The following is a 22,862-nucleotide window of genomic DNA, read 5'->3' as shown; positions in this document are numbered from 1 at the left end:
AAAAAATTAATATAAGGAATTGTTATGGATTTATTTGTCAACGGTGCAAAAATCGACGTAACGCTTGAAGGGGAAAAGACGATCGGAGATGTGCTGCGCTCTTTTGAAGCGACCTGCGAAGAAAACGACGCGGCGGTTATCGGCATACGCGCGGACGGACAAAAAGTCGACGCTTCTTCGTTCGACGAATACGCAAAGCTTCCGCTCCAAGCGTCGACGAAAATCGAATTCGAAGTCGTGACAAAACAGTCGATAGCCGATTCTTTTAAAAAGCTTTCAAGTCTTTTTTCGTCTCTTGCAGAACGCATGGAACGCGTTCCCGTCGATCTGCAAAGCGGCAAAGGAAAGGAAGCGACAGCCGCGATCGCAGAGCTTGCCGACGATATCGAAGTTTTCTGCCGCACGGCTTCTCTCGCATCCCTGTTCCCCGACACCTACAGCGCGATCGTCGTCGACGGAAAACAGGTATCCGATTTTTTTGCCGACCTTATGCCCGTACTTTCTGAATTCGAAGCAGCACTCAAAGCGAACGATACGGTGCTCGTCGGCGATTTGGCCGAATACGAAATATGCCAGCGCTTAAAGCTTGCTGCAAAAGCGCTGGAGGTTTTCCATGCGCTTTAACGCACCGAGCGGCATCACCCCGCTGCAAGCGCGCCTTGCGACGAAGTACTACGCATACCTCCTCATCCCCGCCTTTATCATACTCGTTTTTTTCGTCATCTACCTGTTGTATCAAATACGAAAGCGCATCCGCTCTTCACCCGAATGGCTTGAAGCGCAAAAAAAGCGGCCGACGACGTATAAAGATATCGAAAAAACGGCAAAGCGACTTTCGCTTTCGAAAGCCGAAGCTTCTCTTTTGTGGGAAATCTGTCGCGCGAATAAAGCGCCCAATATAAGCTATCTCATCTACAATGCGGCTGAAGTCGATAAACTCTTCAACGCTCAGTATGCCGCAATGGTACAAAACGGCATCGACGAAAAAAAGATCACATCGCTTTTCCGTCTGCGGCATAAAATCGAAATACAGGATGCGGCGGATACGTGGATCACATCGACGGCAGGCATACCCGAAGAGACAAAGCTTTCGTTTTTGCTGTCGCCGGGCGTACAGATCCGATGCGCGCTGAAAAAAAATACGGCTGAAAATATGACGCTTTCGATTCCGCGAACGCTGTACAACACGGAAAACAAACCCGCCCCGCTTTCAAAAAGCGATTTTGTGTTTATGACGAGGAGCGGGATGACCTACCGTTTTCAAACGCGCGTCATCCGCTATTCGATCGGTTTCGACGACGGCGCTGAAATGATACTGTCCCACACGAACGCTCTGCACCCGCAGACGAAGCGGAAATCGAAGCGTAGCGATATCAACGTTCCCTGCGTTTTTTCAGCGGTAAACGACAGACAGGAAAAAACAAAACCGCACAACGGCATCCTTGCAAACGTTTCCGGGGACGGCTGCGCTATCGTGACGAATCTTCCGATAAAAGAAAACCAGCGACTGCGCGTTTCGATCATGCTTTCGGAAAACACATACGAAGCGACCGGACTCATCGTTGCAGTTCATAAAAACCCCGCAAACAATACGTTTTCACTCGGTATCCTCTTTACGGATATATCGGACGAAGCGCGGAACCGCATCTTCGCATACGTGTATCGATACAATATCGTGCCGGACGAAGAGCGGAATATCCCGTCTTGATTATTAAACTTTATTACGGTATCGTACAGAAATGAGAGTTGTAGAAATTCGGAACATCTGCCGCGAAGAAGGCAGCATTTATTATCTCCGCAAATTCAAAGGAGACGCCGTCATAGAGCTTCCCGGAGGCGATTTTGAAATGCCTGTGGAGTTCTGCATAGAAACCGATCCGTTCGGCGCAAAAAAAATCGACATAATCATTTCGGAGTCGATCAACTATCCCGTCGTTCCGATTAAAAGCGCATTGAAGACATACATCATCACAGCGGATTCAAAAGGGAAGCTGCCCTTATGACCTTTACGACGAAGAGCGCCGAAGAAACCGAAACGCTCGGACAAAAAATCGGCGCCTTCCTGAAAAAAGGCGACATACTTGCCATGCGCGGCCCTCTTGCCGCAGGAAAGACGACGCTCACCAAAGGCATCGCACGTTCCCTCGACATACGCGATGAAATCACGAGTCCCACTTTTTGCCTCATCAGCGAATATTCGGGAACGATGCCGCTCTACCACATGGACGTCTATCGTCTCGACGGAGCCGAAGATTTTATCAATCTCGGAACGGACGATATGCTTTACGGAGAGGGCGTGTGCGTTATCGAATGGAGCGAAAAGATCATGAGCGAGCTGCCCGATACGGCGATTACGATCGACATCGGCGTAAACGACGACGGCACGCGTACCGTGCGCATCTCCAACTGGCCGCACGAAGCGATACGATAGTCCGCGCTCAGGTTTTTCGGGAGGATTATGTGAAAGCGCTTGCGATAGATTCCGCCGGAACGCGCCTTACGGTTGCGGCAAAAAACGATGATGCCGTCGTCTCTTCGGTCTACAACATCGGCATGAAACAATCGGAAACGCTCCTTCCCGCAATCGACGCCGTCGTATCGAAAGCGGGCTTACGGATCGCCGAACTCGACTATACGGCGCTCTGCCGAGGTCCGGGTTCTTTTACGGGACTCAGGCTCGCCTTTGCCGCGCTCAAAGCCGTCGAACAGGCGACGGGCGCGCCCATCTACGGCATCCCGACACTCGAAGTCTACGCCTATCCCTACCGCGCCCTCCCCTTTCCCGTCGTTTCCGCAATCGATGCGAAAAAAAACAGATTCTATGCGGCGATTTTCGAAAGCGGAACGGAAATGCTTCCGCCCGGAGATTATGAAATCGAAACGATACTGCGTGCCTTAAAAGATGCGAAAGAAGCGCTCTGCACGGGCCCCGATGCGAAGCGTTTTGCCGAAGCCGCCCGACAAAACGGTGTCGGCACAAAGCTGTATGCGCTCGATTTTTCGGAACTTACGACCGACTCGCTCTTTGCACTCGCCGAAGCGAAAATCGCAGCGGGAGAAAAACCGCTTGCCGATTTCGACGGCCCCGTATACATCCGCGCAAGCGAAGCGGAAGTCAAACGAAAGGCGATAGTCTAGCGAAAACTCAGCCCTATCTCGGCGGCGGAGTGTGCACTTCCACGACCGAACGCCTGCAGTGCGGCTTATATTCCGACACAAAAAACGGTGCGGGCGACAGCCCCTCACCGCCCTTTCAAAAGTTCCGATATCGATGCGAGCGCTCCCGCGTCGGGAGAAGAAGCCGCTTTGTTTTCCTTTTGGATCGCTTTAAACACTTCTTCGCGGAATACTTTAACGCTTTTCGGCGCTTCGATTCCGACTTTAACTTGATCGCCGCGGACTTCGATGATCGTGATCGTTATATTGTCGCCGATTTTAATCTGTTCGTCGACTTTGCGCGAAAGGATGAGCATATCACTTTCCTCCGCGTTTTTTAAGCGCGTCGATTATCGCGTATTTCGTCGTCCAGCGACCGTCGCTCAAAATCACCTGCACGCACAGCTTGTTTTTTTTATTGATGACGAGGGGTCCCTGCAGATTTGCGGTAACGGCGCCCCCGTCGGGCGGAACGGTGACGACCGCCATGACGATAAGGTCTTCGGGAGAGTGCACGTCGATTTTTTTTAAACTTTCATCGTCGATGTCCGCTTCGTAATCGTCGCAAATCAAAAACGGATCGATGAGCAAAAATGCAAGGCGCTCGTCGTCGAGGGACTGCAGCCAGATGAGCGGCGCCCATTCCGATTCCATCGTCGCGTATTTTTTATAATCTTCAAAACCGAAAAGTCCTTCGGGAAAGGTAACGATGTGATTTTCTTCGACGCTCTTTACGCCCATCGCCTTTGTCTTAACGTCCATTGAAGCTTACCTCAAATAATCGAGCAGCGTACTCGAATACAAACGCGCGGCCGTGCTCAGCGTCGCCTGATGCGTAAAATCCATCATCTTCATATCGGATGCGGCTTTCGTCAAATCGAGATCGCCCTCGCTTGAGATGCGCTGCGTTACGTTGAGCGCCGTTCCCGAATTGCGTTTTACGTTGAGTTCCGCCCGCTCGTATTCGGAACCCGATTTTGCGATTCTTGTGGTCAAATTGTTAAGACCCTGATCGATCGAACCGAGCACGCGTCCGCCGATCGCTTCGTGGTCGCCGGCTAAAAGCGCATTGCGGAGAGAGATAACCGCATCGAACATGGAACCGCCTGAAGCGCGCACGCCGGAAGCGAGATTGTACGGCGGCTTTTGACTTGCGTCTTTGATAATGCCGAGGTCGGCGAGTGCGGAACCTGAAACATCTTCGAGCCACAGCTGCCGCGCATCCGTCGTAGTGAAATTCAGTGCCTTTGTCACGGGATCGAGCGTCGCCTTTACCGCAGCTTCGCTGTCGTTTATCTTTGCGATAAGGGAATACACGTTGTCGCCCGCGTTGATTTTAATTTCCGCACCGTCTACGGCGATAACCGAGTCTTCCCCCGCTCTCCAGCCGGTCGTATCCCTTGCGCCGAAAATCTGCTGGGGCTCCGCCCAAAAAGTGCGCACGCCCGCGTTGTCCGTCGTCAAATATTTATTTTCGTCGATTTCGACCTGCGTTTCCGAAATATTTCCGTTATAACGCACCCCTTCGATGAGCGGCACGCCCGAACCTGCGACGTTTCCCATTTCGACGTCGAAGGCTTTCACTTTCGTGTCGGTACCGGCAAAGAGCGAGTTTCCGTCTTCCCCGATCGCGTTTGCATTTTGCACGAGCTCTTTTAAAAGCTCGTCGACTTCCGCCGCCATGTTTTTCATATCCTCGCCCGTGTAGATGCCGTTCGCACCGGTAACGGCGAGTTCTCTCACGCGGTGCATAACTTCGAGCGAATTCGTCATATAACCTTCACGCTGCATAAAAAGCTCGGAAAGCGTTTTGGCATTTTTTTCGAAGTTTTCGATGCGCGCCGCATAGGACTGATAACGCACCAAGTGCCCTGCAGCGATCGGATCGTCGCGCAGTTCCTGAATACGGCGCTGGCTGCCGATTTGATTATTGATTTTATTGAGACGGGATTCCTGCAGCCGCAGATTCGACTGCACATCCATATTATTCATCTGTGAACTCACCCTGCGCATATCGCACCTCCGTATTCGGCTTTACCCCGATTTTATGCTCTGATCCTGTTAATAATCGTATCGACGAGATTGTCCCACGTACTGATAAACGAAGCGGCGGCATTGTAGCCGTGCTGGAATTTAATAATATCCGCAAGCTCTTCGTCTATGTTTACGCCGCTGACGGACTCCCTCAGCGTGCGCAAATCTCCCATGATTTTATTTTGATTTGCCGTTTGAGTTGCCGCCTGCTCTCCTTTCAAACCGACGTTCGTCACGCTGTCGGCAAAATAATCGTCGAAAGTGCGCTTGTGTCCGATCATCACCTGCGTATTTCTGATCGAAGCGATTTCGATCGCAGCTCGTCCGTCGCCCGACGCGAGAGCGCCGCGCGTATCGGCAAAGCCTGCAGCGACGCTTTTGACGTCTCCTCTGATAAGCGGATTTACCGCGATATACGCGGACGGATTTACCTGCGGCGTCACCGCAAATTGAGCGCCGTCGGCAAGACCGTCGGCCGCGTCCGCACGAAGGTAATCGTATGCGCCTTCTTCTCCGCTTTCGCGCAAAATGCCCGCATAGCCGGTCAAAAACATTCCGCTGTCTTCGACGTGCCGTATGACAAAATCGGGATTCGATTGCGAAAGAGCCGTCGTCGCTTTCAGTACGAGATTGTTGTTTCTGTCGAGATAGGCTTTTACTTCTCCGTTCGAATCGTTGATCCGGTCGATGACATCGGCAACCGTATCGGTAGCGTTGTATGCGACTTCGATCCTGCCTTCGGGCGCGGAAAAGGTCATCGTACCTGCAAGACCTATTTGCTCCTGCGAGTTCAATTTATGTCGTCCGGTAAAGCGGAAAATATAGGATCTGTCCATTACGCCGTCCGCATCGTAATCGTAATTACCGCGCACGTTTTCGACAAAGGGATGAGACGTAAAAAAGTCGAGACCCGTCGTACCGTTCATGCCGGTTGCATTACGGTGCACGTCGTTTACCAAATCGGAAAAGTTCATCGTCATCGTATTGAGCGACTGCATTTCATTTCTGATATCGACGTCGCGCAGTTTGATGAGGGAACCGAGTCTGCCGCCTTTTACGACAGCGTCGTTTTTCGTATCGCCCCAGATGAGACGGGGATTTCCGTTATTGTCGACAACCGTACGAAGGTCGAAGCTGCGCGGGATGCCGCCCTGAACGAGCACGCGCCCGTCGACGTGTACCATGAATTCGTCTTTATCGCGGTCGCTCGCCGTACAATTCACGAGTTCCGAAAGCTTATCGACGAGGAGATCACGCTGGTCGAGCAAATCGTTCGGATTGTCTCCCATACCGCGCGAGCGCACGATCTCTCCGTTGAGAGCGGCAATCTGTTCGGCATAATTGTTGATCTGCTTTACCGTCGCGTCGATATCGCCGTTTATGAGCGTGTTCACTCCCTGCAAACTTTCGTAGCGTTGGTTTATCGTATCGGTAAGCGAAATACCGCGCGTGACGATCGCCTGACGGGATGCGATGTTTTCCGGATGAATCGACAGCTCCTGCCACGCTTCCCAGAATTTATCCATAGTGCCGCGGATCGAAACGTCGTCGGGTTCATTGTAAATCTGCTCGAGCATCGTATAGTATTTGCTGCGCGTATCCCAATACGCTTCCTGATTCGCCTGTTCGACGATGCGCCGGTCGAGCAGTTCGTCGCGGATCCGCCGTATGCTCGTCGCACTCACGCCCTGCCCGATCATACCCGGCTCTTCGGGACGTTCGAGTTCCGGAAGATACAGCGGATCGAATTCCTTAAACGCGACGCGCTGGCGCGAATAGCCTTCCGTATTCGCATTCGAAATATTGTGTCCGGCGGTCGTGATCGCCGTCGTATGCGCCATGATACTGCGCTTACCGAGCTCTATTCCCGAAAATGTCGAACCCATACATCACCTCTCAAAATCGCTACAGGGTATTTTATTAATTAATATAACGTATTGACGACGACGCTCGACGGCTTTGCTCTCATGATCTTTCCTGCCTTCGAATACACCGTCGCCCCGCTCTGAGGAAAGGCTTCGTCAAGTACGCTTTGAATAAAATCCCTCGCAACCGCTATGTAATTGCCGAGCGTTCTGTTCGCCGTTTTCGATCTGACGAGCTTTCCGCGCACTTGCGTCAAAAGCGGTAACATCGCCTTTTTCGCTTCGTCCTTTCCGCCGGTCGAAAGTGCGTTTCTCGCTTTTTCCGCTTCTTCAAAACCTTCGGTAAGCTTCGTGATCGCGGAAATCGATTCTAGCACGCCGTCCCATTTTTTTTGCAGCACCGCCGTACGCAGCGCCGATTGTCGTTCAAGCATACGATCGAGAATTTCGTTTTCGCGCAAAAGCAGCCGTTCCATTTCGGTTATGTCCGCCATATACAGATTACCTCATGTTGATTATCGGTGCGGAAAAACGACGACTTTACGATTTTTTTATATAAGTCGAAAAAACGCAAAAAAATGCTTGCCATTTTTCGGCCGATCCGCTATTGTTTTATGGAAAATGAAACGGATTCGAATAAGTCTTTTATGTATTTTCGCGCTCGCACTGCCTCTTGCAACCCTCGCCTCGGAAACGATTTCCGCCGACGCGCAAAAGGAAATCGACGGCTTTATGACCTTGCGTATGAACCTCGCTTCCAGCGCTTCCCCCGAGAGCGCGCTTGCAAAAATCGAATCCTACGCCGCAGAGCATTTTTCCGAAAACGTGCTTGCATCTTTTACCGATGAAGAAAAATTGATCTTCGAGAATTTTAAAATCCTCGAACAGTACAATTATATGCGCCAAATCCCGTCGATGGAAGGCTCACTCAAATCGCTCATACGCACGCAGTACGATAAAAACGACGCATACTTTTCGGCGCACAAAAACGAAGCGATAAACAAATGGCTGTGGTGCACGGCAGCCGATATGCTTTCGTGCAATTTGAGCTATGCGACGGTCGGCGTCATCATGCACGACGGCATCGCCGTAAAAAAATATTACCAAAAAGCGCTCGACGAAGACCCCGCTATGTCATACGCGCTCACGAATATCGCACAGTGGTATTATTTCGCACCGGCCATCGGCGGCGGGAGCAAAACGAAAGCGGGAGAGTATTTCGAGCGCGCGGTAAGGGATGCGAGAACCGATGCGGAAACGTATTTTGCCAAGATTTTTCTTTCGCAGTTTTTATTCGACGACAAAGCCCTTGAAGCGGAAAGCGCAAAGCTGCTCGGCGAAGCGGACGCCCTTCAAAGCGGCGGAAGCTATATCGCATGGATCAGAAAAATCAATAAAGCCGGTTATTCGCTTTTGCAGTACAATGCAAAAAAGATGACGCCCGCCGACATCGAAAAAAAACTTGCAAAACGAAATTGATTTAAAGAGAGCTTTCCGCTTTCAGAGATTCGAGGGCATTTCGAAAAACTCGCTTTAAGGGATTTTTCGAAATCGATTTTTAAACAGCATATAAAAAGTTTAAAGGAGCCGTATCCTCCTTGCGGCTCCTTTTTTTATTAAGTCGAAAGTCGAGTTTCGAGAGTATTTTTAAATATTCGGACAGTTTCCCTAATTTACAGCGCGAGTATCGTATCGATCACCCGATCGACATAGTCGACGTTCAAGTCTTCGATCGTTCCCAAATCGATTGCGGCGGACGACTGTTCCTCTATCGGAATTTTCGCAAGCACCGGCAGATCGTAATTTTTTGCGATCGCTTCGATATTGCTTTTGCCGTACACGTTGATGACTTCGCCGCACTTCGGACATTTGACATAACTCATATTTTCGACAAGCCCCAAAATCGGGATCTTCATCATCTGCGCCATCTTGACCGCTTTTTCGACGATGACGCGCACGAGCTGCTGCGGAGAAGATACGACGACGATACCGTCGACCGGAAGCGATTGAAATACCGTGAGCGGCACGTCGCCCGTACCCGGCGGCATATCGACGAACATATAGTCGACGTCCTGCCAAATCACGTCCGTCCAAAACTGCTTTACCGCGCCGGATATGACCGGCCCCCGCCAGATGACGGGATCGGTATTGCTCGCAAGGAGAAAATCCATAGACATGAGCTGAATACCGCCGTCCGTCGTTACCGGATGAATTATCTGCTCGTCCCCTTCGGCGCGCGCCGAAGAGAGACCGAAAGCTTCGGGGATCGAAGGACCGGTTATATCGGCATCGAGGATCGCCGTGCGTTTGCCTTTACGATTCATAGCACAGGCTAAAAGACAGGTGACGAACGACTTTCCGACCCCGCCCTTTCCGCTTAAAACGCCGATCACTTTTTTGACGCTGCTGCCTTCGTGCAGCTTTGCGCGAAAATCCCGCTGCTCGCAGCTTTTGCCGCACGAGTCGCAGCCGCCGTTGCAATTTTGTTCTTCTGACATCGTATGCCTCAACTTGAATTACGACCGCTTTCCGAAAACCGCAGACGTTTTCCGCAAGAGCCGTATGTATAATGTACTCATAAAAAACGGCGGCGTCAACTTCGGGGAGCGCCGATAGAACAGCTTTCCGAAAACCGTACCGTCAACTTCGGCAAATCGGGATTGAATATCGCGCATAATTCGGGAGTATATCGCAAAGAATATATGGCGTCAAAATACGGAAGGCAAGTTTTTCCGTTTACGCAGATATAGAATATACACAAAGATAAAGGACAGGAACTGTGCCGTTACAATCCGTATGATTTGCAAATGATCGCTTCCCCTGCTCGACACAACGTGAACTATATTGATAACGGTATTGTTAAAAAAGTGGTCTGCCATGCCCGCCCACAAAGAGCCGGTCATCCTGTATAAAAAACTCATCTTTAAACCGTAGACGAACGAAAACGCTACGTAGCCGACGCTCAAAAGCAGCATCGAAGCGAAGTCCGTTTGCCCTTCGATAAACGCACGTGCCGGCATTGCTATATGCCACAGGCCGAACAGCAAAGCGCTTATAAAGACAGTCGCCCGAAAGTCATACCGTTCGCGCAAAATCCGCGTAAAAAGTCCGCGGAACAAACCTTCTTCCATCCATACGTTGAGGATATTGAATAAAAAAATAAAACCGATTCCCACGCTTACAAACTCGTTTTTTTTTATCAGCGAAAAACTGCCGGAAGCTATCGTTAAAAAAGGAGACGCTCCCTGCACATACAGCACGATATATTCGGCCGCATAGGCAAGTACATAAAAAACGAAACCCAAAACTAAACCCAAGCCGATATGTTTCAGCCGATTGGCGCACGTAAAACCTATATCCCGCCAATGCAAGCCCGATACGAAAAGCACGACGAAAATTACAATGATACCGCACACTTTATGAATGAAGTTTTCACCGATAACGCTTTCGTCCGTTTTGAGCGCCAAATATTCCCACAGGCGAAACGCATAGCATATAAGGTATATTGCAATACATACCGACAGGGGATATTGAAAGACGGCTTTGCCGATTGCCTTTTTATTTTGTTCCATTCGTATGCTCCTTCGTCCGTGTCGGGCGATAAATCTAAAACTCGTGATTAAAAGAAAAATTAAAAGCCGTGCCTGTAACTGAGTGCAATGCGGTTAAAATACCATTCGCGGCCGCTTTGCTGCAAGCCCGTTAAAACGTCTTTTGAAGCGGAAGCCTTTTCGGTATAGCTGCGGCGGCTTGCAAATTTAAACTGCAGGGTAAGACTGTCTTTTTTGGAAAATTCAAATACCATAATCGGGCTTATCGATATGGTCATAAAATTCGGATTCATCGAATGATATCGGGCTGCGAAATCTTTTGTGCCGTTCAGCTGACCGCTCAATTCGGTTTGCACACCGACCGTTTGCAACACGAGCGGCATTTGATAGGCGGCAATAAAACTTACCGAATACTGCCAGCCGTTTATTTTTTCGCCTGCAAGCTGGTACAGCCACGGGTTCCCGTTTTCGCCGCCTGAAGTGATGCCTTGATAAGCTAATTTGTAGGCTGCATAGGCGACAATGTGGTTCCAATCGCCGGGTTTGACCGCGGCAAAATCGAACATAAAAGCGCTCTGAAACCATGCCTCCCAAAATGCGCTTTTAAAAGCACGATCGTCGTATGCAGCCGCTATGGGATTCCATGCCGCAATCCCCTGAAGATTAAGCGAACCGGCTTTAATAGTCCATCCGATACCGATCGAACTGCCGGCGGAAAAATTTAAAAAAGCGATAGGCGAAAAACTCACTCCCACGCCCGGCGCAATCGATACGGGGCTTAATTCAAACTGCCCGTATACTCTGAGCTTGTTTCCGCTTACGAGCGGATTATCTCCGAAGGGAACGGGAATTGTATAACCTGCCGTTCCCGTTACGCTAAGCTTCACTCCGCCGTACAAACCGGTCAATGGAGCAAAATGCACGCCGCCGGTTGAAGGAACGGCATCCGTTTTCGGATAATAGGCAAAATCGGTTGTAATCGAAAAATCCCACGGAGTCTTCGGTTCGGTATCTTCGGCAAAAGCTGTCCCCATTACAGCAAGCAGGACACAAACCGCAAACACTTTCTGTTTCATATACATAAACGTACATAAACTCCTGTAAAATATATTTCGAAGAGAACCGATCTGCCGCACTCGGTGTCATTCGATCCCTCTTCGCGTACCAGTATACCGCAAAAACAAAAAAAATACGATTCGCACGGAAGCCGCACGCCGGCGTTGCGCCTTTTGCGTTTAATTGTTATGGTAGCCTTTATGGTTGCGATCGAACAGGTATCTCCGGAAGCGTTTCCTCCCGAAGACAATCTCTTTCAAACGGCGTTTTGGGGGACATTTAAAAAATGCGCCGGACAGGAACCGTATTTTTTTTCGGTGACTTTTACGGACGACGCGTCGTCATCCGTGTACACCTTTCCGTTTTTGGCGCTCCTTCGATCTCGTCACGACGGCAGCTGTTATGCATACGCGCCGAAAGCTCCGTCGATTGCGCTGCCGGCCGAACAGAGAGGCACGCTTCTCGAAGAGCTCGCGCTCGCCCTCCGTCCCCATGTTCCGGAAAACTGCATTTGCCTGCGCTGCGATTTGGCGTGGCGGAGTCAATACGGCGGAAAAGAAATCGTCAAGCCTGAGACGGCACAGCTTGCGCTCAACTGGGGCACGAAAACGCATAAACTGCGGAAATCGCCGAAAAATCACCTTGCACCCGACACCGTCATTATCAATTTATCGCTTACGCCCGAACGGATCCTCTCACGCATGAGGGGGACGACGAGGAACTGCATACGCCGCTCATACCGGGGCGGAATCGATTTTGCCGTCGGCGGCATCGATATACTGCACGATTGGTACGCGCTGTACGAAGAGACGGCAAAGCGCAAAGGTTTTTATTATGAAAGCGAAGAGTATTTCAATACCTTGTTTTCGCACAAGCGCATTCAGGAAAATACCTTTCACGAACCTCCGCCGGGGAAAAAAATCGAATCGATAAAAAAAGAGATCATACCGCTCGCCGCCCCCGCTCCGCTTCCGCAGTTCCATATCATGACCGCATCGAAGGGCGGCAAACTTCTTTCGGGAATCGTCATCGCGCTTTCGGGACGCAATGCGTATTATATGTATGCCGGTTCCGGTACGGAATTGAGAGAGCTTATGCCGAACTACGGACTCCAGTGGGAAGCGATACGCTTTGCACGCAGCAAGGGATGTACGCGCTACGACCTCATGGGCATTCCGCCGAACGACGATGCATCGAATCCGATGGCGGGGCTCTATCTTTTCAAAACAGGATTCGGCGGCGAAAAGGTACGCTTTGCGGGCAGCTGGGATTATCCGTACGATGAAGAAAAGTACACTTACTTCAGACTCGAAGAGCAGATGCGGTAAAAGGATGTGCGATCATTTAATAATTTTCAAAACCTGCAATTTTCCGAGTATCCGCTTGCACGGTTTCCGTAAATCGGGATAGGGCGATTCGAACGCCCGACATCTTGCTCCCAAAGCAAGCGCGCTACCGGCTGCGCTATATCCCGAAAGCGAAAGGAAGTATAGCCCGAATGCCGATCTTTGTAAATCGCTCGAAAGCGCAGTCTCATCTTACGAGTTCGGCTTCCGCTTCAAGTTCATCGCCCCGCAGTATCGCATCGGTACAAGGGTTTAGGATGCGTACACGGATATCGCTCCCCGGAAGCGGCACGGGAAGTTTCGCACAGCGGACTTTGCAGTGAATGAAATTTTCGGTTACCGCTCGGATATGAAAAACTCCGTCGCCTTCTTTTGCGTTTTCCGCAATCGCGCGCACGGTCGTGCCGCAAATCGATTCGATATAAGCCGTTTTACTTTGCAGGGCAAAATCGGAAAGCAGATGCACCCGTTCGCGCACGGCAGCCGAAGGAACTTTCGGCTTCATCGAAAAAGCGCGGGTTCCCGGACGCGGAGAAAAAGGAAAGACGTGAACATATGCAAAACCGCACGCGCGGCAGAGTTCAAGTGTTTTCTCAAAATCTTCATCCGTTTCGCCGGGAAAACCTGCAATGATGTCGCATGCAAAAAATGCGTTGCCTTTCGCCCGTCTCAACATTGAAACCGATCGGAGGATATCGTCCGCGCGATAGCTTCTGTTCATGGCAGCGAGAATCGCATCGCTTCCGCTCTGTACCGAAAGATGAAAATGAGGGCGCACGAGCTCGTCTTTGACGATGCGGCAAAAGCGGTCGTCGACGAGTTCGGGATACATACTCGATATGCGAAATGCAACGCCGCTCGTTTCATCGAGCGCTTTTTCGAGGAGGTCGGCGAAGGTATAATACGCGCCGTCGTATTCTCCGCGGTACTGCGCAATATTGACCGCCGTAAAAATGATTTCGTTTTGTCCCTCCGCTTTGAGGGAAGCGATTCGGGAAAGCACGTCGCGCACCGGAAGCGAAACCGATTTTCCCCGAGCGATTCGGATCGCACAATACGAGCAGGCGCTGTCGCAGCCGTCCTGTATTTTTAGGGATGAACGCGAATGCGCAAGAAAGGTATCGGTCGCCAAACGGAAAGACGCTTCGGCTTTTCCCGAATGCGATTTCGTATCGGAAAAAAGCGTCGACGAGAGGAGGTTCGAAAAATCTTCCGCGGAAAATATTTCGTGCGTTTCGATAAAATCCGAAAGGAGAGACGGAACATCTGCGAGCCTGTCTTTGCAGAGCCCCGGAAGGACTGCGACGCGGGGAGCGAGTTCGGCAATTTTATCCGCGGCAAGCTGGGCATAGCAGCCCGTAACGATGACGGAAGAAGCCGGACATTTTTGCAAAAGCAATCGGATTTCGCGCCGCGCTTTTTGCTCCGCCTTTTGCGTTACCGCACACGTGTTTACGACGCACACAAGCACATCGTGAAGAACTTCGCTTGCAGCCGTCGGAGGTATCATGGAAACGGAAAAACGGGCATCGACGAAAAAACGCGCCGCCGACTCGCTTTCGATTTGATTGAGACGGCAGCCCAAAGTTTCAAAGATGATTTGCGGCAAGGTACACCTTGTCGATCATTGCAGACGGGAAGCGACGCGGGCTTTACCGCTTTGCGCATCGGAAGAAGCGGCATTGAGCAGGAGCGCTTCGTCGTAAGCTTCGGCCGCTTCGTAATAATTGCCCGCCATTTCGCGCGCATAGCCCAGCCGCGTCCACCAGCGGTCGAGCAGCGGCTCCTTTTTTACCGCGGCGGAAAGAGAGATATCCGCGTGCTGATAGCGCGCTTGGCGGATATAGATTTCACCCATAAAATAATATGCCGCTCCGACGCGGGAAGCGCTTTCGGGAGCGTTTGCGACATAGCGCTGAAACTGTTCGAGCGCGCCGTTATTTTTTCCGAGATAATATTTCGCTTCTCCCAATATTTCGATGAGACGCAGATCGTAGGGACTGACGGCAAGTCCGTCCGCAGCACGCTGCTCCGCTTCCGCGTATTGCCGGTTTCGAACGAGCGACCAGCACAAAACCACGTAGGATTCGATGCGCGTCCGATCGCGTGCGATTTCCGTTTCGCAGATTTGAATCGCCGCCGCATAGTCGCCGTTTTGATAGAGGACGAGCGCGTCACGTTTTTGCGCGCTTTGCCTGCGCTGCGCCTGTGCGGGAGGTACCGACTGCACGGAAGGCGTCTGCGGCGGAACGGTTTGCACAGAGGAAGTCTGCGGCAAAGTCGATTGTGGAGCAGGCGCTTCGTTTTGCGCTTGAGGTGCGGGAGCGAGAGCATCTCCGGGTACGGCTTGCAGAGAAGACGATTGCGGAGCGGGAGCGGTTTGAGGAGAAGGAGCCGGTTCGGCTTCACCCGAGATTTGAGAAAAAAGCGGAACGGCAAAGGCGATAGCCAATGCCCCTATAATCGATCGTCGTAAAAATCGCTGCATACTATTTTACCATCGTACATTTGCCGGTAAAAGTGCTGCCCGGTTCAAGCACCACCTGTTCCGCCGTGATATCGCCGTCGAGCGAACCCGTCGCCGTAACGAATACCATTTTTTTTGCGGCGACGTTGCCCTTCACTTTTCCTTTGACGAGTACGCGGAGCGCCTTTATGTCCGCTTCGACGGACGCACCGCTGTCTATAACCAGATCGCTCGTCGCATCGATGCTGCCCTTTACCTTGCCGCGAATCATAAACGGCTTTGCAAAACGGATGCTTCCCGTAAACGCGATATCGCTTTCTATGACGGTATCGAACGCTTCTTCTTCGAGATCGAACAGATCTATATCTTTTACATCGAACATGGCTACACTTTAACGTGAAAAAATTGCTCGGTCAATACGGCGGGCAATGACATACAGGGGTAAAGATCAATTTTTTTCCTTATTAATAAATTGCCTATCCCTTGCTATTTTATGTGCGAGGGTTTATTATAAAAGCGCATATTCTATTATAGTAATTGTGGCAATACCGAAGCAGCGCTCTTTGCTGTAAGGGCGCATAGAGGAGGAAATATGGCTGTTGTGAAAAAATCCGCTGCAAAAAAGACGGCGGTAAAAAAGGCAAGCACCGGTAAAGCGACAAAAAAAACGACTGTAAAAAAAGCCGCTGCGAAAACGGTAAAAAAGACGGCTGAAAAAAAAGCGTCCGTGAAAAAAACGGTAAAAAAAGTTGCCGCAAAAAAGACTCAGGCAAAGGCGAAAGCCGCCGCAAAGCCTGCAGCGAAAAAGAGTGCGGCAAAGAGCGGCATCGACTTTACGGCGGAAATGATCAAAAAAGCGAAAGCGTATCAAAAGTCGCTCGTGCTTCCTGAAGGTGATGAAGAGCGCACGATATGCGCCGCAGCAAAGATCGTCTCGAAGAAAATCGCAAAAAAAGTGACGCTTCTCGGCTCCCGTGAAAAAATCGAAAACCTTGCGCGCGCTCTTAAAGTTTCGCTCGCAGGCATCGACATCATCGACCCCGCAACCTCTCCGTGGCTCGACGATTTCGGTCAAACCTATTTTGAACTCAGACAGGGAAAGATCAACAAAAAAACGAATCTTCCCGAAGTGAGCGACGCTGCGGCGGGCAAAGCGTATATGCTTTCCGATTATTTGAGCTTCGGTGCGATGATGGTGAGAAAAGGTTATGCCGACGCCATGGTAAGCGGCGCGCGCTCGTCGACGGCAGCCCTCCTCCGCGCGGGATTAAAAGTTATCGGCACGGAAAGCAAAACGGCATCTTCGTGCTTTGTCATGGATATGCACGATTCGTCGTGGGGCTATAAGGGTTTGATGATTTTTTCCGACTGCGCGGTTGTCCCCGAACCGGATGCCGAACAGCTTTCCGACATAGCAGTCGCTGCGGGAAAATCGTGCAAAGCGCTTTTAGGCTGCGACCCGTGCATCGCACTCCTTTCCTTTTCGACAAAGGGTTCGGGCGGCGCTCAACCTTCGGTTCTCACGGTACAGGAAGCGGTACAAAAAGCGCACGCAAAAGCGCCGTCCCTGTTGCTCGACGGAGAACTGCAGGCGGATGCGGCGCTTATCCCGTCCGTCACCGACAAAAAAGCTCCCGGCTCTCCGGTAAAAGGTAAAGTGAACACGATCGTATTCCCGAACCTTTCGGCCGGAAATATCGGCTATAAACTCGTGCAGCGCCTCGCCCATGCGGATGCCTACGGTCCGATTCTGCAGGGTTTTGCCAAGCCGATAAGCGATCTATCTCGCGGCTGTTCGGTCGATGATATCGTCATAACGGCGGCGATCACGCTCGTACAGGCGGGAAGCGCCGTATAAATGAAAATCAGGAACAGCTTTTACCTGCTTTTTTGCATCATCGTCCTCGCCTCGTGTAAAACTGTTCCGAAGCAAAGGCCCGCATCGGAAGCGCCTGAAACGCCGAGCGGGCAAAACCTTTCCGTTTCGGCCGAAGAAAATTCCGCACCTTCTTTCGGAAGCAAAAAAAACGATCGCGAAGAGATACAGCACAACCTTACGCTTTTGTTTGCAGGCGATATCATGGCGCATAAGCCGAACTATTCGATGAGCGATTATTCACTCATCTGGAAAGACATCACCCCGCTCGCCCTCTCTTGTGATTTTTCTTTTGCGAACATCGAATCTCCCGTCGACGACAGCCTGCCGTACTCGACATATCCGCGCTTCAACATGCACTCCGAATATCCCGAAGCGGCGATCAGCGCGGGTTTTAATGTCTTTTCTCTCGTAAACAATCACTCGAACGATCAGGGGCTTTCGGGTATGAAGCATACGCGCGAGTGGGCGGAAAAAACGGAGAGCGCACACAAAGGCACGGATCGCGAAGTCTTTTTTTCGGGATTAAAAAAATCGGGCGGAGATGCGATCGGGTATAAAATTATTAAAAAAAACGGATGGACGATCATTTTCTGCGCGGTAACGGAAGTGCTGAACGAAAAAGATTATATCGAATACATGAACTACGTGCCGCCCGCGCCCGATGCGAGGGAAGCGTTCGGAAACCGTATACGGCGCATCAGAGCGGAAAACCAGTGCGATATTTTTATCCTTTCGATTCATGCGAACGTTCCGGAATACATCCGGAGCGTCTCCGCTTCGCAGCGCGCGTATTATTACAAACTGCTCGACTGCGGAGCTGACATCATTTGGGCAAATCACCCGCACGTAGTACAGGAACGCGAGTTTATCGGAAAAAAATCGGAACGGCGTTTTTCGAAGCTCATACTCTACGCGAACGGCAATACGATAAGCGCGCAGCGTACAAAGCCCGCCTTTGACACGCCCGACGCTCCGCACGAATATACGGGCGACGGACTTTTATACAAAGTGATCTATTATAAAAAAGAAAAAGGCGGCATCGCGATCCTGCACGAAACGAAAGCGCACTACATAACGACGTACATCACGACGGCATATCAATTCGTCATAAAATATCTCGACGACGATTTTATCGCATACCTTGAGAACGCGGGACGGCGGGACTGGATGCGCTACATCGCCGCACGTAAAATCATCATGGAAAACACGCGGGTACGAAAAACATGGCTATAGATTACAAATCGCTTCCGGTATACGAACAAAAGCAGCGTATTTTGGACACGCTAGCGCACAACCAAGTGATCGTCGTGCAAAGCCCGACCGGCAGCGGCAAAACGACGCAGATTCCGGTCATCCTCTACGAAGCGGGCTACGCCGAAACGGGCATCGTCGCGGTAACGCAGCCGAGACGGATCGCAGCGCTTTCCGTAAGCGAATTCATTTCAAAGCAGCTCGGCACGACCTATCCCGGACTGGTCGGATATAAAATGCGCTTCGAAGATAAAACGGATGCGACAACGAGGATTAAAATAATGACCGACGGCATTTTGCTGCAGGAGATGAAGCTCGACCCGTGGATGTCCAAGTATTCGGTCGTCATGGTCGACGAAGCGCACGAGCGAAGTTTGAACATCGACTTCGTACTCGGATTGTTAAAACGTGTTTTGGCCGAACGCAAAGATTTCAAAGTCATCGTTTCGTCGGCGACGATGAACGCCGAAGCCTTTTCGTCATATTTCGACGGATGCCCCATCGTTACGATCGATACGGTTACCTTTCCCGTTACCCTCGTCTACGATCCGCCGGCCGTCTCGGCAAGCACCGTATCGGATGCCGCATGCGATGCGCTTTTAACGAAAATCGAAAACACGGTCGAGCGCGTTCTCGACAACAGAATCGACGGCGGCATTTTGATTTTTTTGCCGGGAGAAAAAATTATTAAAGACTGCCTTTTCCGTCTCGACCGCTCGCCCTTCGCTCGGAAAATCCACACGCTGCCGCTCTACGGCAGGCTTCCGAAAGAAGAGCAGGAGCGCGTTTTCGCCCCTCCCCCGTTCGGGAAAAAGAAAATAATAATTTCCACGAATATCGCGGAAACGTCCGTCACGATAAGCGACATTACGACCGTCATCGATTCGGGACTCGCAAAGCTCAATTTTTACAATCCGCACACGTACACGTCGAGCCTCGTCGAAACGGCCGTTTCAAAAGCGTCGTGCAATCAGCGAAAAGGAAGGGCTGGACGCACGTGCCCCGGCAGCTGTTACCGCCTCTATCGGCGCAAAGATTACGAAACGCGTGAAATGTACACGACCGAAGAAATCTACCGCACCGATTTGAGTGAAGTCGTTTTACGCATGGCCGAACTCGGCATTACGAATTTTTACGACTTCAACTTTCTCTCCCCTCCTTCCCGTGAAGGAATCGCAGGCGCGGTCGAAACGCTCGTCATGCTGAAAGCGATAACGAAAGACAATACACTCTCGTCTGTCGGAAAACTCATGGTCGAATTTCCGCTCGAACCGCGGATAAGCCGCATCATCGTCGAAGCGATTATGAAATATCCCTCCGTTCTCGAAGAAGCGCTCGTCGCAGCCTCTTTTCTTTCGGCCAATTCCCCCTTCGTACTTCCTCCCGGAGAAGAACTTGAAGCGCGACGTGCGCACCATGCGTTCCGCGACGTACAGGGCGACTTCGTTTCCTATCTGCACATATTCCGCGCGTACCGCGGCGCTTCCAACAAAGCGCGTTTTTGCAAAAACAGTTTCCTTGACGAGCGCGTCATGGCGGAAATCGAAAATATAGACATACAGCTTTCGCAGATCGTCGCCGATATGCAGATCCCGATCACCGGAGGCGGAGCGATGAGCGATTATCTGTGCTGCATAGCCGCGGGCATGATGCAGTTCGTATGCGTGCGCGAAGGAAAAGACAATTACAAAACGCTGACGACCGAACACATCTGCATCCATCCGGGAAGCAGCATGTTCCGAACCGATCCGCTGTACATTGTCGCGGGGGAAATCGTGCGCACGTCGCGCATGTTTGCCATGAGCGTATCTCCCTTGACGAGGACGCTGCTCGACGCGATCGATCCTGAGCTGCGCGAAAAACTTGAAAAAAAATGTACACGGAAAACCAAAGCGTACGAAACGGATATCGCTTTTGCAAAACAAAAAGCGAAGAGCGAAAGCGCAAAGCCGAAAAAAATCATTAAAGAGATAAAAGACGAAGATTGCGTTTCGTTCGGCGGAGAATCCTTCGCCCTTAAAAAGATAAAAGGCAAAAAAACCGTATTTTTACCGTACAAAGCTTTTATCAAGGCGGCAAAAAGCGAAACCGACGAAAGCCTTGTAAAACAGGTCGGAGGACTCCGCTGCAAAATAGTCTTCGAAAACGGCTATACGCTGCTCGACGGCGAAAAGCTCGAACTTGCTTTAAAGCTTGCAAAATCGATTTCGCTTTCTCCGATGCCGGAAAACAAATTCGACAAAAAACTCAACATCAGCCTTGCCGATGAAAGCGCGTCCGCACGCCTTTCCGATGCACTCGACATCGTACTGGGAGTGGCGGTCGCAAAACAAAAGAGCAAAGAGTACGGCTTCGTGTGCCTCTTTACCGACGGCAACGGCACCTATTGGTTTAAAGTGTCGCGCGGCTTTACCACGGCGCTCAACGAAAGTCTTTCATCGCTCGAACTTTTGAGCGACGACGTAAACGCCGACTTTACCGAAGCGCAAAAAGAAAAAGCGAACCAAGTATACCGCTCCCTCCACTCGCTGTATGAAAGTTAAGAGCACATAAATTCCGAGCAGTGCGGAGGAATTTATGTGCGTCTCCTATAAAAGAAAAACGACTCGGTCGTTTTTCAACTTTCGACTTATCGCATAAATTCCGAGCAGTGCGGAGGAATTTATATGCTGATAAAAGAAAAACGATTCAGTCGTTTTTCGCCTCTCGACTTATCGCATAAATTCCGAGCAGTGCGGAGGAATTTATGTGCGTCTCCTATAAAAGAAAAACGGCTCGGCCGTTTTTCGTCTTCACAGGCGCGTATGCGATGCGGGCACATTGGAGCACTTCATACGCGATTTGAGACGAGTAAAGGTGTAACGGAAGAACGGCATTATGTTCCGCGCTCTTATGAATCCTTATGCGTTGTTACCGCTTTTAGGCAAAAATTGATTTCCGTGCGTGCGGAATCCCTGCCGTTGACACGCTACGCCGTTTTCGATATAGTGGTATCGCTTTTGCGGTAGTCGTATAACGGCTCATTACCCCAGCCTTCCAAGCTGGAGACGAGGGTTCGACTCCCTTCTACCGCTGAAGAAAAGAGTTTGCGAGTTGCAGACTCTTTTTTTGTTTTAAATATAATGTACGTTTTTTAGATAAGGGAGTCGAAGCGAATGAGCGCCGAGCAAGGCGAGGGAGAGGCGGCAGGGATGCCGCCGAAAGCGAATGAGCCGGCCTGTAGGGAGCGTGCAGGAGGCACGCGACCGGAAGGCGACTCCCTTCTACCGCTTAGGAGACTGATTTGAAACTTTTCAAGTCAGTCTTTTTTTTACCGAACACATATCTAGCAAGCAAAGGGAATCGAAGGCACAGTGCCGCGCGGCAGGCGCCGCGAAAAGACGGCAAGGATGCCGTCGTCAGGCACTGTGCACGGTTTTGCGGTAAAAAATACTTGAGATATACTATCAAATATGACAGTATATAAACATGGGAGCGCGATATACCGTCACCCTGACAGCTCATACAAAAAAGATGATCCGAAAAATACCGCGGACAATCCAGGAAACATTTGCGTTTCTCGTCGAAGATATACAGAAAAACGGTGCGATCAGGAAAAATTGGCAAAATTTTTCCGAAATCGGCAAAAATCGATATCATTGCCATCTGAAGTACCACCGGATCGCTTGCCGGACATGAGAAAAAGGAAGGTTTAAAAGCACCTCTGAAATAGCTTCGTATCTTAAAAGAAAATATCCCCGACGTGCAAATCATTGACGACAATACCCCGCAGAACATCGAAGAGAGGGATTATTTTCAAAAGATTAAAGCGCGTCTCACTCCCGCAAAAGTGCTTAAAATTCGTCTTTTTTCGGAGGTTTGGTATGAAATACGTGTATCCTGCGATTTTCGAAGACGACGACGGAAAAATCGGCGTAACTGTTCCCGATATTCCGCACTGTCATACTTTCGGCGACAATATGGTGGATGCCATCGAAATGGCGAAAGACTGCATTGAAATGATGCTCGCAAGCTACGAAGACGACGGGCAGGCGATTCCGCCGGCAAGCAAAATTAATAAAATAAAAACGCGCGGAACCGTGTCTTATATCCTCGCGGACACGGACGAATGGCGAAAAGAATTTGACGGCAGGGCGATAAAAAAAACGCTTTCGATCCCCGCGTGGCTGAACACAAAAGCCGAAAGGGCTTCCGTCAATTTCAGCCAAACGCTGCAGGATGCCCTGTGTCAAAAACTCGGCATCGCACGGTAAATCA

The 22,862-nt window shown here is 50.7% G+C and carries 23 protein-coding genes and 2 tRNA genes; 12 read left to right on the top strand and 13 right to left on the bottom strand.

Translation table 11 applies throughout. The annotated features are described in order from the left end of the window. The first annotated feature begins 24 nt into the window (after nucleotides 1-24). From H9I36_RS02510 to tsaB, 5 genes are read left to right on the top strand one after another with little or no spacing between them, the layout of a single operon-like run. Nucleotides 25-624 carry a hypothetical protein gene (locus tag H9I36_RS02510; protein WP_187383818.1) on the top strand — a complete coding sequence of 200 codons (600 nt, stop codon included), beginning with the start codon at nucleotides 25-27 and terminating at the stop codon, nucleotides 622-624. Next, on the top strand, nucleotides 614-1,708 hold the full coding sequence (locus H9I36_RS02505; protein ID WP_187383817.1) for a PilZ domain-containing protein: 1,095 nt from the start codon (nucleotides 614-616) through the stop codon (nucleotides 1,706-1,708). Before H9I36_RS02510 ends, H9I36_RS02505 begins: the two co-directional genes overlap by 11 nt. A gap of 31 nt (nucleotides 1,709-1,739) precedes the next feature. Next, nucleotides 1,740-2,003, top strand: a complete 264-nt coding sequence (locus H9I36_RS02500; RefSeq protein ID WP_187383816.1) for a hypothetical protein — start codon at nucleotides 1,740-1,742, stop codon at nucleotides 2,001-2,003. Beyond that, nucleotides 2,000-2,431, top strand: coding sequence for a tRNA (adenosine(37)-N6)-threonylcarbamoyltransferase complex ATPase subunit type 1 TsaE (tsaE, locus tag H9I36_RS02495; protein WP_187383815.1), 432 nt, complete (start codon nucleotides 2,000-2,002; stop codon nucleotides 2,429-2,431). Before H9I36_RS02500 ends, tsaE begins: the two co-directional genes overlap by 4 nt. Before the next feature lie 29 nt (nucleotides 2,432-2,460). Continuing rightward, on the top strand, nucleotides 2,461-3,138 hold the full coding sequence (gene tsaB / locus H9I36_RS02490) for a tRNA (adenosine(37)-N6)-threonylcarbamoyltransferase complex dimerization subunit type 1 TsaB (RefSeq protein WP_187383814.1): 678 nt from the start codon (nucleotides 2,461-2,463) through the stop codon (nucleotides 3,136-3,138). Nucleotides 3,139-3,242: 104 nt separating this feature from the next. On the opposite strand, the gene csrA is transcribed toward tsaB, so the two are convergent. Genes csrA through H9I36_RS02465 form a run of 5 tightly spaced genes read right to left on the bottom strand, consistent with a single transcriptional unit; the run spans nucleotide 3,243 to nucleotide 7,549 of the window. Then, nucleotides 3,243-3,473 carry a carbon storage regulator CsrA gene (gene csrA, locus H9I36_RS02485; protein WP_187383813.1) on the bottom strand — a complete coding sequence of 77 codons (231 nt, stop codon included), beginning with the start codon at nucleotides 3,471-3,473 and terminating at the stop codon, nucleotides 3,243-3,245. Between the two features lies 1 nt (nucleotide 3,474). Further along, entirely contained in the window at nucleotides 3,475-3,918 is a 444-nt protein-coding gene (fliW, locus tag H9I36_RS02480; RefSeq protein ID WP_187383812.1) for a flagellar assembly protein FliW, read from the bottom strand. Between the two features lie 6 nt (nucleotides 3,919-3,924). After that, the gene (locus H9I36_RS02475) at nucleotides 3,925-5,169 is read right to left on the bottom strand and encodes a flagellar hook-associated protein 3 (RefSeq protein WP_187383811.1); all 1,245 of its coding nucleotides are present in this window, start codon (nucleotides 5,167-5,169) and stop codon (nucleotides 3,925-3,927) included. 32 nt (nucleotides 5,170-5,201) lie between these two features. Further along, nucleotides 5,202-7,076: a flagellar hook-associated protein FlgK gene (gene flgK, locus H9I36_RS02470; RefSeq protein ID WP_187383810.1), complete on the bottom strand. Its 1,875-nt coding sequence runs from the start codon at nucleotides 7,074-7,076 to the stop codon at nucleotides 5,202-5,204. A gap of 38 nt (nucleotides 7,077-7,114) precedes the next feature. Continuing rightward, entirely contained in the window at nucleotides 7,115-7,549 is a 435-nt protein-coding gene (locus tag H9I36_RS02465) for a hypothetical protein (protein WP_187383809.1), read from the bottom strand. Nucleotides 7,550-7,676: 127 nt separating this feature from the next. On the opposite strand from H9I36_RS02465, the gene H9I36_RS02460 reads away from it, so the two are divergent. Beyond that, entirely contained in the window at nucleotides 7,677-8,534 is an 858-nt protein-coding gene (locus H9I36_RS02460; protein ID WP_187383808.1) for a hypothetical protein, read from the top strand. Between the two features lie 194 nt (nucleotides 8,535-8,728). On the opposite strand, the gene H9I36_RS02455 is transcribed toward H9I36_RS02460, so the two are convergent. The 4 genes from H9I36_RS02455 to H9I36_RS02440 are packed head-to-tail and all read right to left on the bottom strand — an operon-like array spanning nucleotide 8,729 to nucleotide 11,682. Next, on the bottom strand, nucleotides 8,729-9,553 hold the full coding sequence (locus tag H9I36_RS02455; RefSeq protein ID WP_187383807.1) for an Mrp/NBP35 family ATP-binding protein: 825 nt from the start codon (nucleotides 9,551-9,553) through the stop codon (nucleotides 8,729-8,731). An 18-nt stretch (nucleotides 9,554-9,571) separates the two neighbouring features. Beyond that, nucleotides 9,572-9,730 (bottom strand): hypothetical protein, encoded by a 159-nt coding sequence (locus tag H9I36_RS02450; RefSeq protein ID WP_187383806.1) that lies wholly within the window; start codon nucleotides 9,728-9,730, stop codon nucleotides 9,572-9,574. 33 nt (nucleotides 9,731-9,763) lie between these two features. After that, nucleotides 9,764-10,627 (bottom strand): CPBP family intramembrane glutamic endopeptidase, encoded by an 864-nt coding sequence (locus tag H9I36_RS02445; protein WP_187383805.1) that lies wholly within the window; start codon nucleotides 10,625-10,627, stop codon nucleotides 9,764-9,766. A 59-nt stretch (nucleotides 10,628-10,686) separates the two neighbouring features. Beyond that, a complete protein-coding gene (locus tag H9I36_RS02440) occupies nucleotides 10,687-11,682 on the bottom strand; it encodes a hypothetical protein (RefSeq protein ID WP_187383804.1) in 996 nt (331 codons plus the stop codon). A 180-nt stretch (nucleotides 11,683-11,862) separates the two neighbouring features. Between H9I36_RS02440 and H9I36_RS02435 the strand changes: the two genes are divergently transcribed. Further along, nucleotides 11,863-12,990: a lipid II:glycine glycyltransferase FemX gene (locus H9I36_RS02435; RefSeq protein WP_187383803.1), complete on the top strand. Its 1,128-nt coding sequence runs from the start codon at nucleotides 11,863-11,865 to the stop codon at nucleotides 12,988-12,990. 73 nt (nucleotides 12,991-13,063) lie between these two features. Here the strand turns inward: H9I36_RS02435 and H9I36_RS02430 are convergent. From H9I36_RS02430 to H9I36_RS02415, 4 genes are all read right to left on the bottom strand, one after another. Further along, nucleotides 13,064-13,136, bottom strand: a tRNA-Pro gene (locus H9I36_RS02430). 59 nt (nucleotides 13,137-13,195) lie between these two features. Then, complete coding sequence (gene mtaB / locus H9I36_RS02425; RefSeq protein ID WP_187383802.1) at nucleotides 13,196-14,617, bottom strand: tRNA (N(6)-L-threonylcarbamoyladenosine(37)-C(2))-methylthiotransferase MtaB; 1,422 nt, start codon at nucleotides 14,615-14,617, stop codon at nucleotides 13,196-13,198. A gap of 15 nt (nucleotides 14,618-14,632) precedes the next feature. Continuing rightward, complete coding sequence (locus tag H9I36_RS02420) at nucleotides 14,633-15,496, bottom strand: tetratricopeptide repeat protein (protein WP_187383801.1); 864 nt, start codon at nucleotides 15,494-15,496, stop codon at nucleotides 14,633-14,635. Nucleotide 15,497: 1 nt separating this feature from the next. Next, entirely contained in the window at nucleotides 15,498-15,857 is a 360-nt protein-coding gene (locus H9I36_RS02415; protein WP_187383800.1) for a bactofilin family protein, read from the bottom strand. Between the two features lie 444 nt (nucleotides 15,858-16,301). Between H9I36_RS02415 and pta the strand changes: the two genes are divergently transcribed. The 5 genes from pta to H9I36_RS02390 all read left to right on the top strand — a co-directional run bounded on the left by pta (nucleotide 16,302) and on the right by H9I36_RS02390 (nucleotide 22,858). Continuing rightward, entirely contained in the window at nucleotides 16,302-17,333 is a 1,032-nt protein-coding gene (pta, locus tag H9I36_RS02410; protein ID WP_187384042.1) for a phosphate acetyltransferase, read from the top strand. After that, on the top strand, nucleotides 17,334-18,587 hold the full coding sequence (locus H9I36_RS02405; RefSeq protein ID WP_187383799.1) for a CapA family protein: 1,254 nt from the start codon (nucleotides 17,334-17,336) through the stop codon (nucleotides 18,585-18,587). Continuing rightward, complete coding sequence (locus H9I36_RS02400) at nucleotides 18,578-21,148, top strand: helicase-related protein (protein WP_187383798.1); 2,571 nt, start codon at nucleotides 18,578-18,580, stop codon at nucleotides 21,146-21,148. Before H9I36_RS02405 ends, H9I36_RS02400 begins: the two co-directional genes overlap by 10 nt. A gap of 458 nt (nucleotides 21,149-21,606) precedes the next feature. Continuing rightward, nucleotides 21,607-21,679 (top strand) — tRNA-Gly (locus tag H9I36_RS02395). Nucleotides 21,680-22,468: 789 nt separating this feature from the next. Then, nucleotides 22,469-22,858 carry a type II toxin-antitoxin system HicB family antitoxin gene (locus H9I36_RS02390; RefSeq protein WP_187383797.1) on the top strand — a complete coding sequence of 130 codons (390 nt, stop codon included), beginning with the start codon at nucleotides 22,469-22,471 and terminating at the stop codon, nucleotides 22,856-22,858. The last annotated feature ends 4 nt before the right edge of the window (nucleotides 22,859-22,862 follow it).

This window comes from Treponema sp. Marseille-Q4130, assembly GCF_014334325.1.
GTDB lineage: Bacteria > Spirochaetota > Spirochaetia > Treponematales > Treponemataceae > Treponema_D.
The sequence above is the reverse complement of the archived record's forward strand: the minus strand, read 5'-3'. Positions and strand labels throughout refer to the sequence as shown.

Excerpts from the sequence above, each read along its gene's own strand:
- H9I36_RS02505 (WP_187383817.1), top strand. The coding sequence starts at position 614 with ATGCGCTTTAACGCACCGAGCGGCATCACCCCGCTGCAAGCGCGCCTT.
- H9I36_RS02400 (WP_187383798.1), top strand. The coding sequence starts at position 18,578 with ATGGCTATAGATTACAAATCGCTTCCGGTATACGAACAAAAGCAGCGT.
- H9I36_RS02475 (WP_187383811.1), bottom strand. The coding sequence starts at position 5,169 with ATGCGCAGGGTGAGTTCACAGATGAATAATATGGATGTGCAGTCGAAT.
- H9I36_RS02450 (WP_187383806.1), bottom strand. The coding sequence starts at position 9,730 with ATGCGCGATATTCAATCCCGATTTGCCGAAGTTGACGGTACGGTTTTC.
- H9I36_RS02465 (WP_187383809.1), bottom strand. The coding sequence starts at position 7,549 with ATGGCGGACATAACCGAAATGGAACGGCTGCTTTTGCGCGAAAACGAA.
- H9I36_RS02390 (WP_187383797.1), top strand. The coding sequence starts at position 22,469 with ATGAAATACGTGTATCCTGCGATTTTCGAAGACGACGACGGAAAAATC.
- H9I36_RS02415 (WP_187383800.1), bottom strand. The coding sequence starts at position 15,857 with ATGTTCGATGTAAAAGATATAGATCTGTTCGATCTCGAAGAAGAAGCG.
- H9I36_RS02435 (WP_187383803.1), top strand. The coding sequence starts at position 11,863 with ATGGTTGCGATCGAACAGGTATCTCCGGAAGCGTTTCCTCCCGAAGAC.
- H9I36_RS02440 (WP_187383804.1), bottom strand. The coding sequence starts at position 11,682 with ATGAAACAGAAAGTGTTTGCGGTTTGTGTCCTGCTTGCTGTAATGGGG.
- H9I36_RS02405 (WP_187383799.1), top strand. The coding sequence starts at position 17,334 with ATGAAAATCAGGAACAGCTTTTACCTGCTTTTTTGCATCATCGTCCTC.
- csrA (WP_187383813.1), bottom strand. The coding sequence starts at position 3,473 with ATGCTCATCCTTTCGCGCAAAGTCGACGAACAGATTAAAATCGGCGAC.
- fliW (WP_187383812.1), bottom strand. The coding sequence starts at position 3,918 with ATGGACGTTAAGACAAAGGCGATGGGCGTAAAGAGCGTCGAAGAAAAT.
- tsaE (WP_187383815.1), top strand. The coding sequence starts at position 2,000 with ATGACCTTTACGACGAAGAGCGCCGAAGAAACCGAAACGCTCGGACAA.
- H9I36_RS02510 (WP_187383818.1), top strand. The coding sequence starts at position 25 with ATGGATTTATTTGTCAACGGTGCAAAAATCGACGTAACGCTTGAAGGG.
- H9I36_RS02500 (WP_187383816.1), top strand. The coding sequence starts at position 1,740 with ATGAGAGTTGTAGAAATTCGGAACATCTGCCGCGAAGAAGGCAGCATT.
- H9I36_RS02460 (WP_187383808.1), top strand. The coding sequence starts at position 7,677 with ATGAAACGGATTCGAATAAGTCTTTTATGTATTTTCGCGCTCGCACTG.
- H9I36_RS02445 (WP_187383805.1), bottom strand. The coding sequence starts at position 10,627 with ATGGAACAAAATAAAAAGGCAATCGGCAAAGCCGTCTTTCAATATCCC.
- flgK (WP_187383810.1), bottom strand. The coding sequence starts at position 7,076 with ATGGGTTCGACATTTTCGGGAATAGAGCTCGGTAAGCGCAGTATCATG.
- H9I36_RS02420 (WP_187383801.1), bottom strand. The coding sequence starts at position 15,496 with ATGCAGCGATTTTTACGACGATCGATTATAGGGGCATTGGCTATCGCC.
- H9I36_RS02455 (WP_187383807.1), bottom strand. The coding sequence starts at position 9,553 with ATGTCAGAAGAACAAAATTGCAACGGCGGCTGCGACTCGTGCGGCAAA.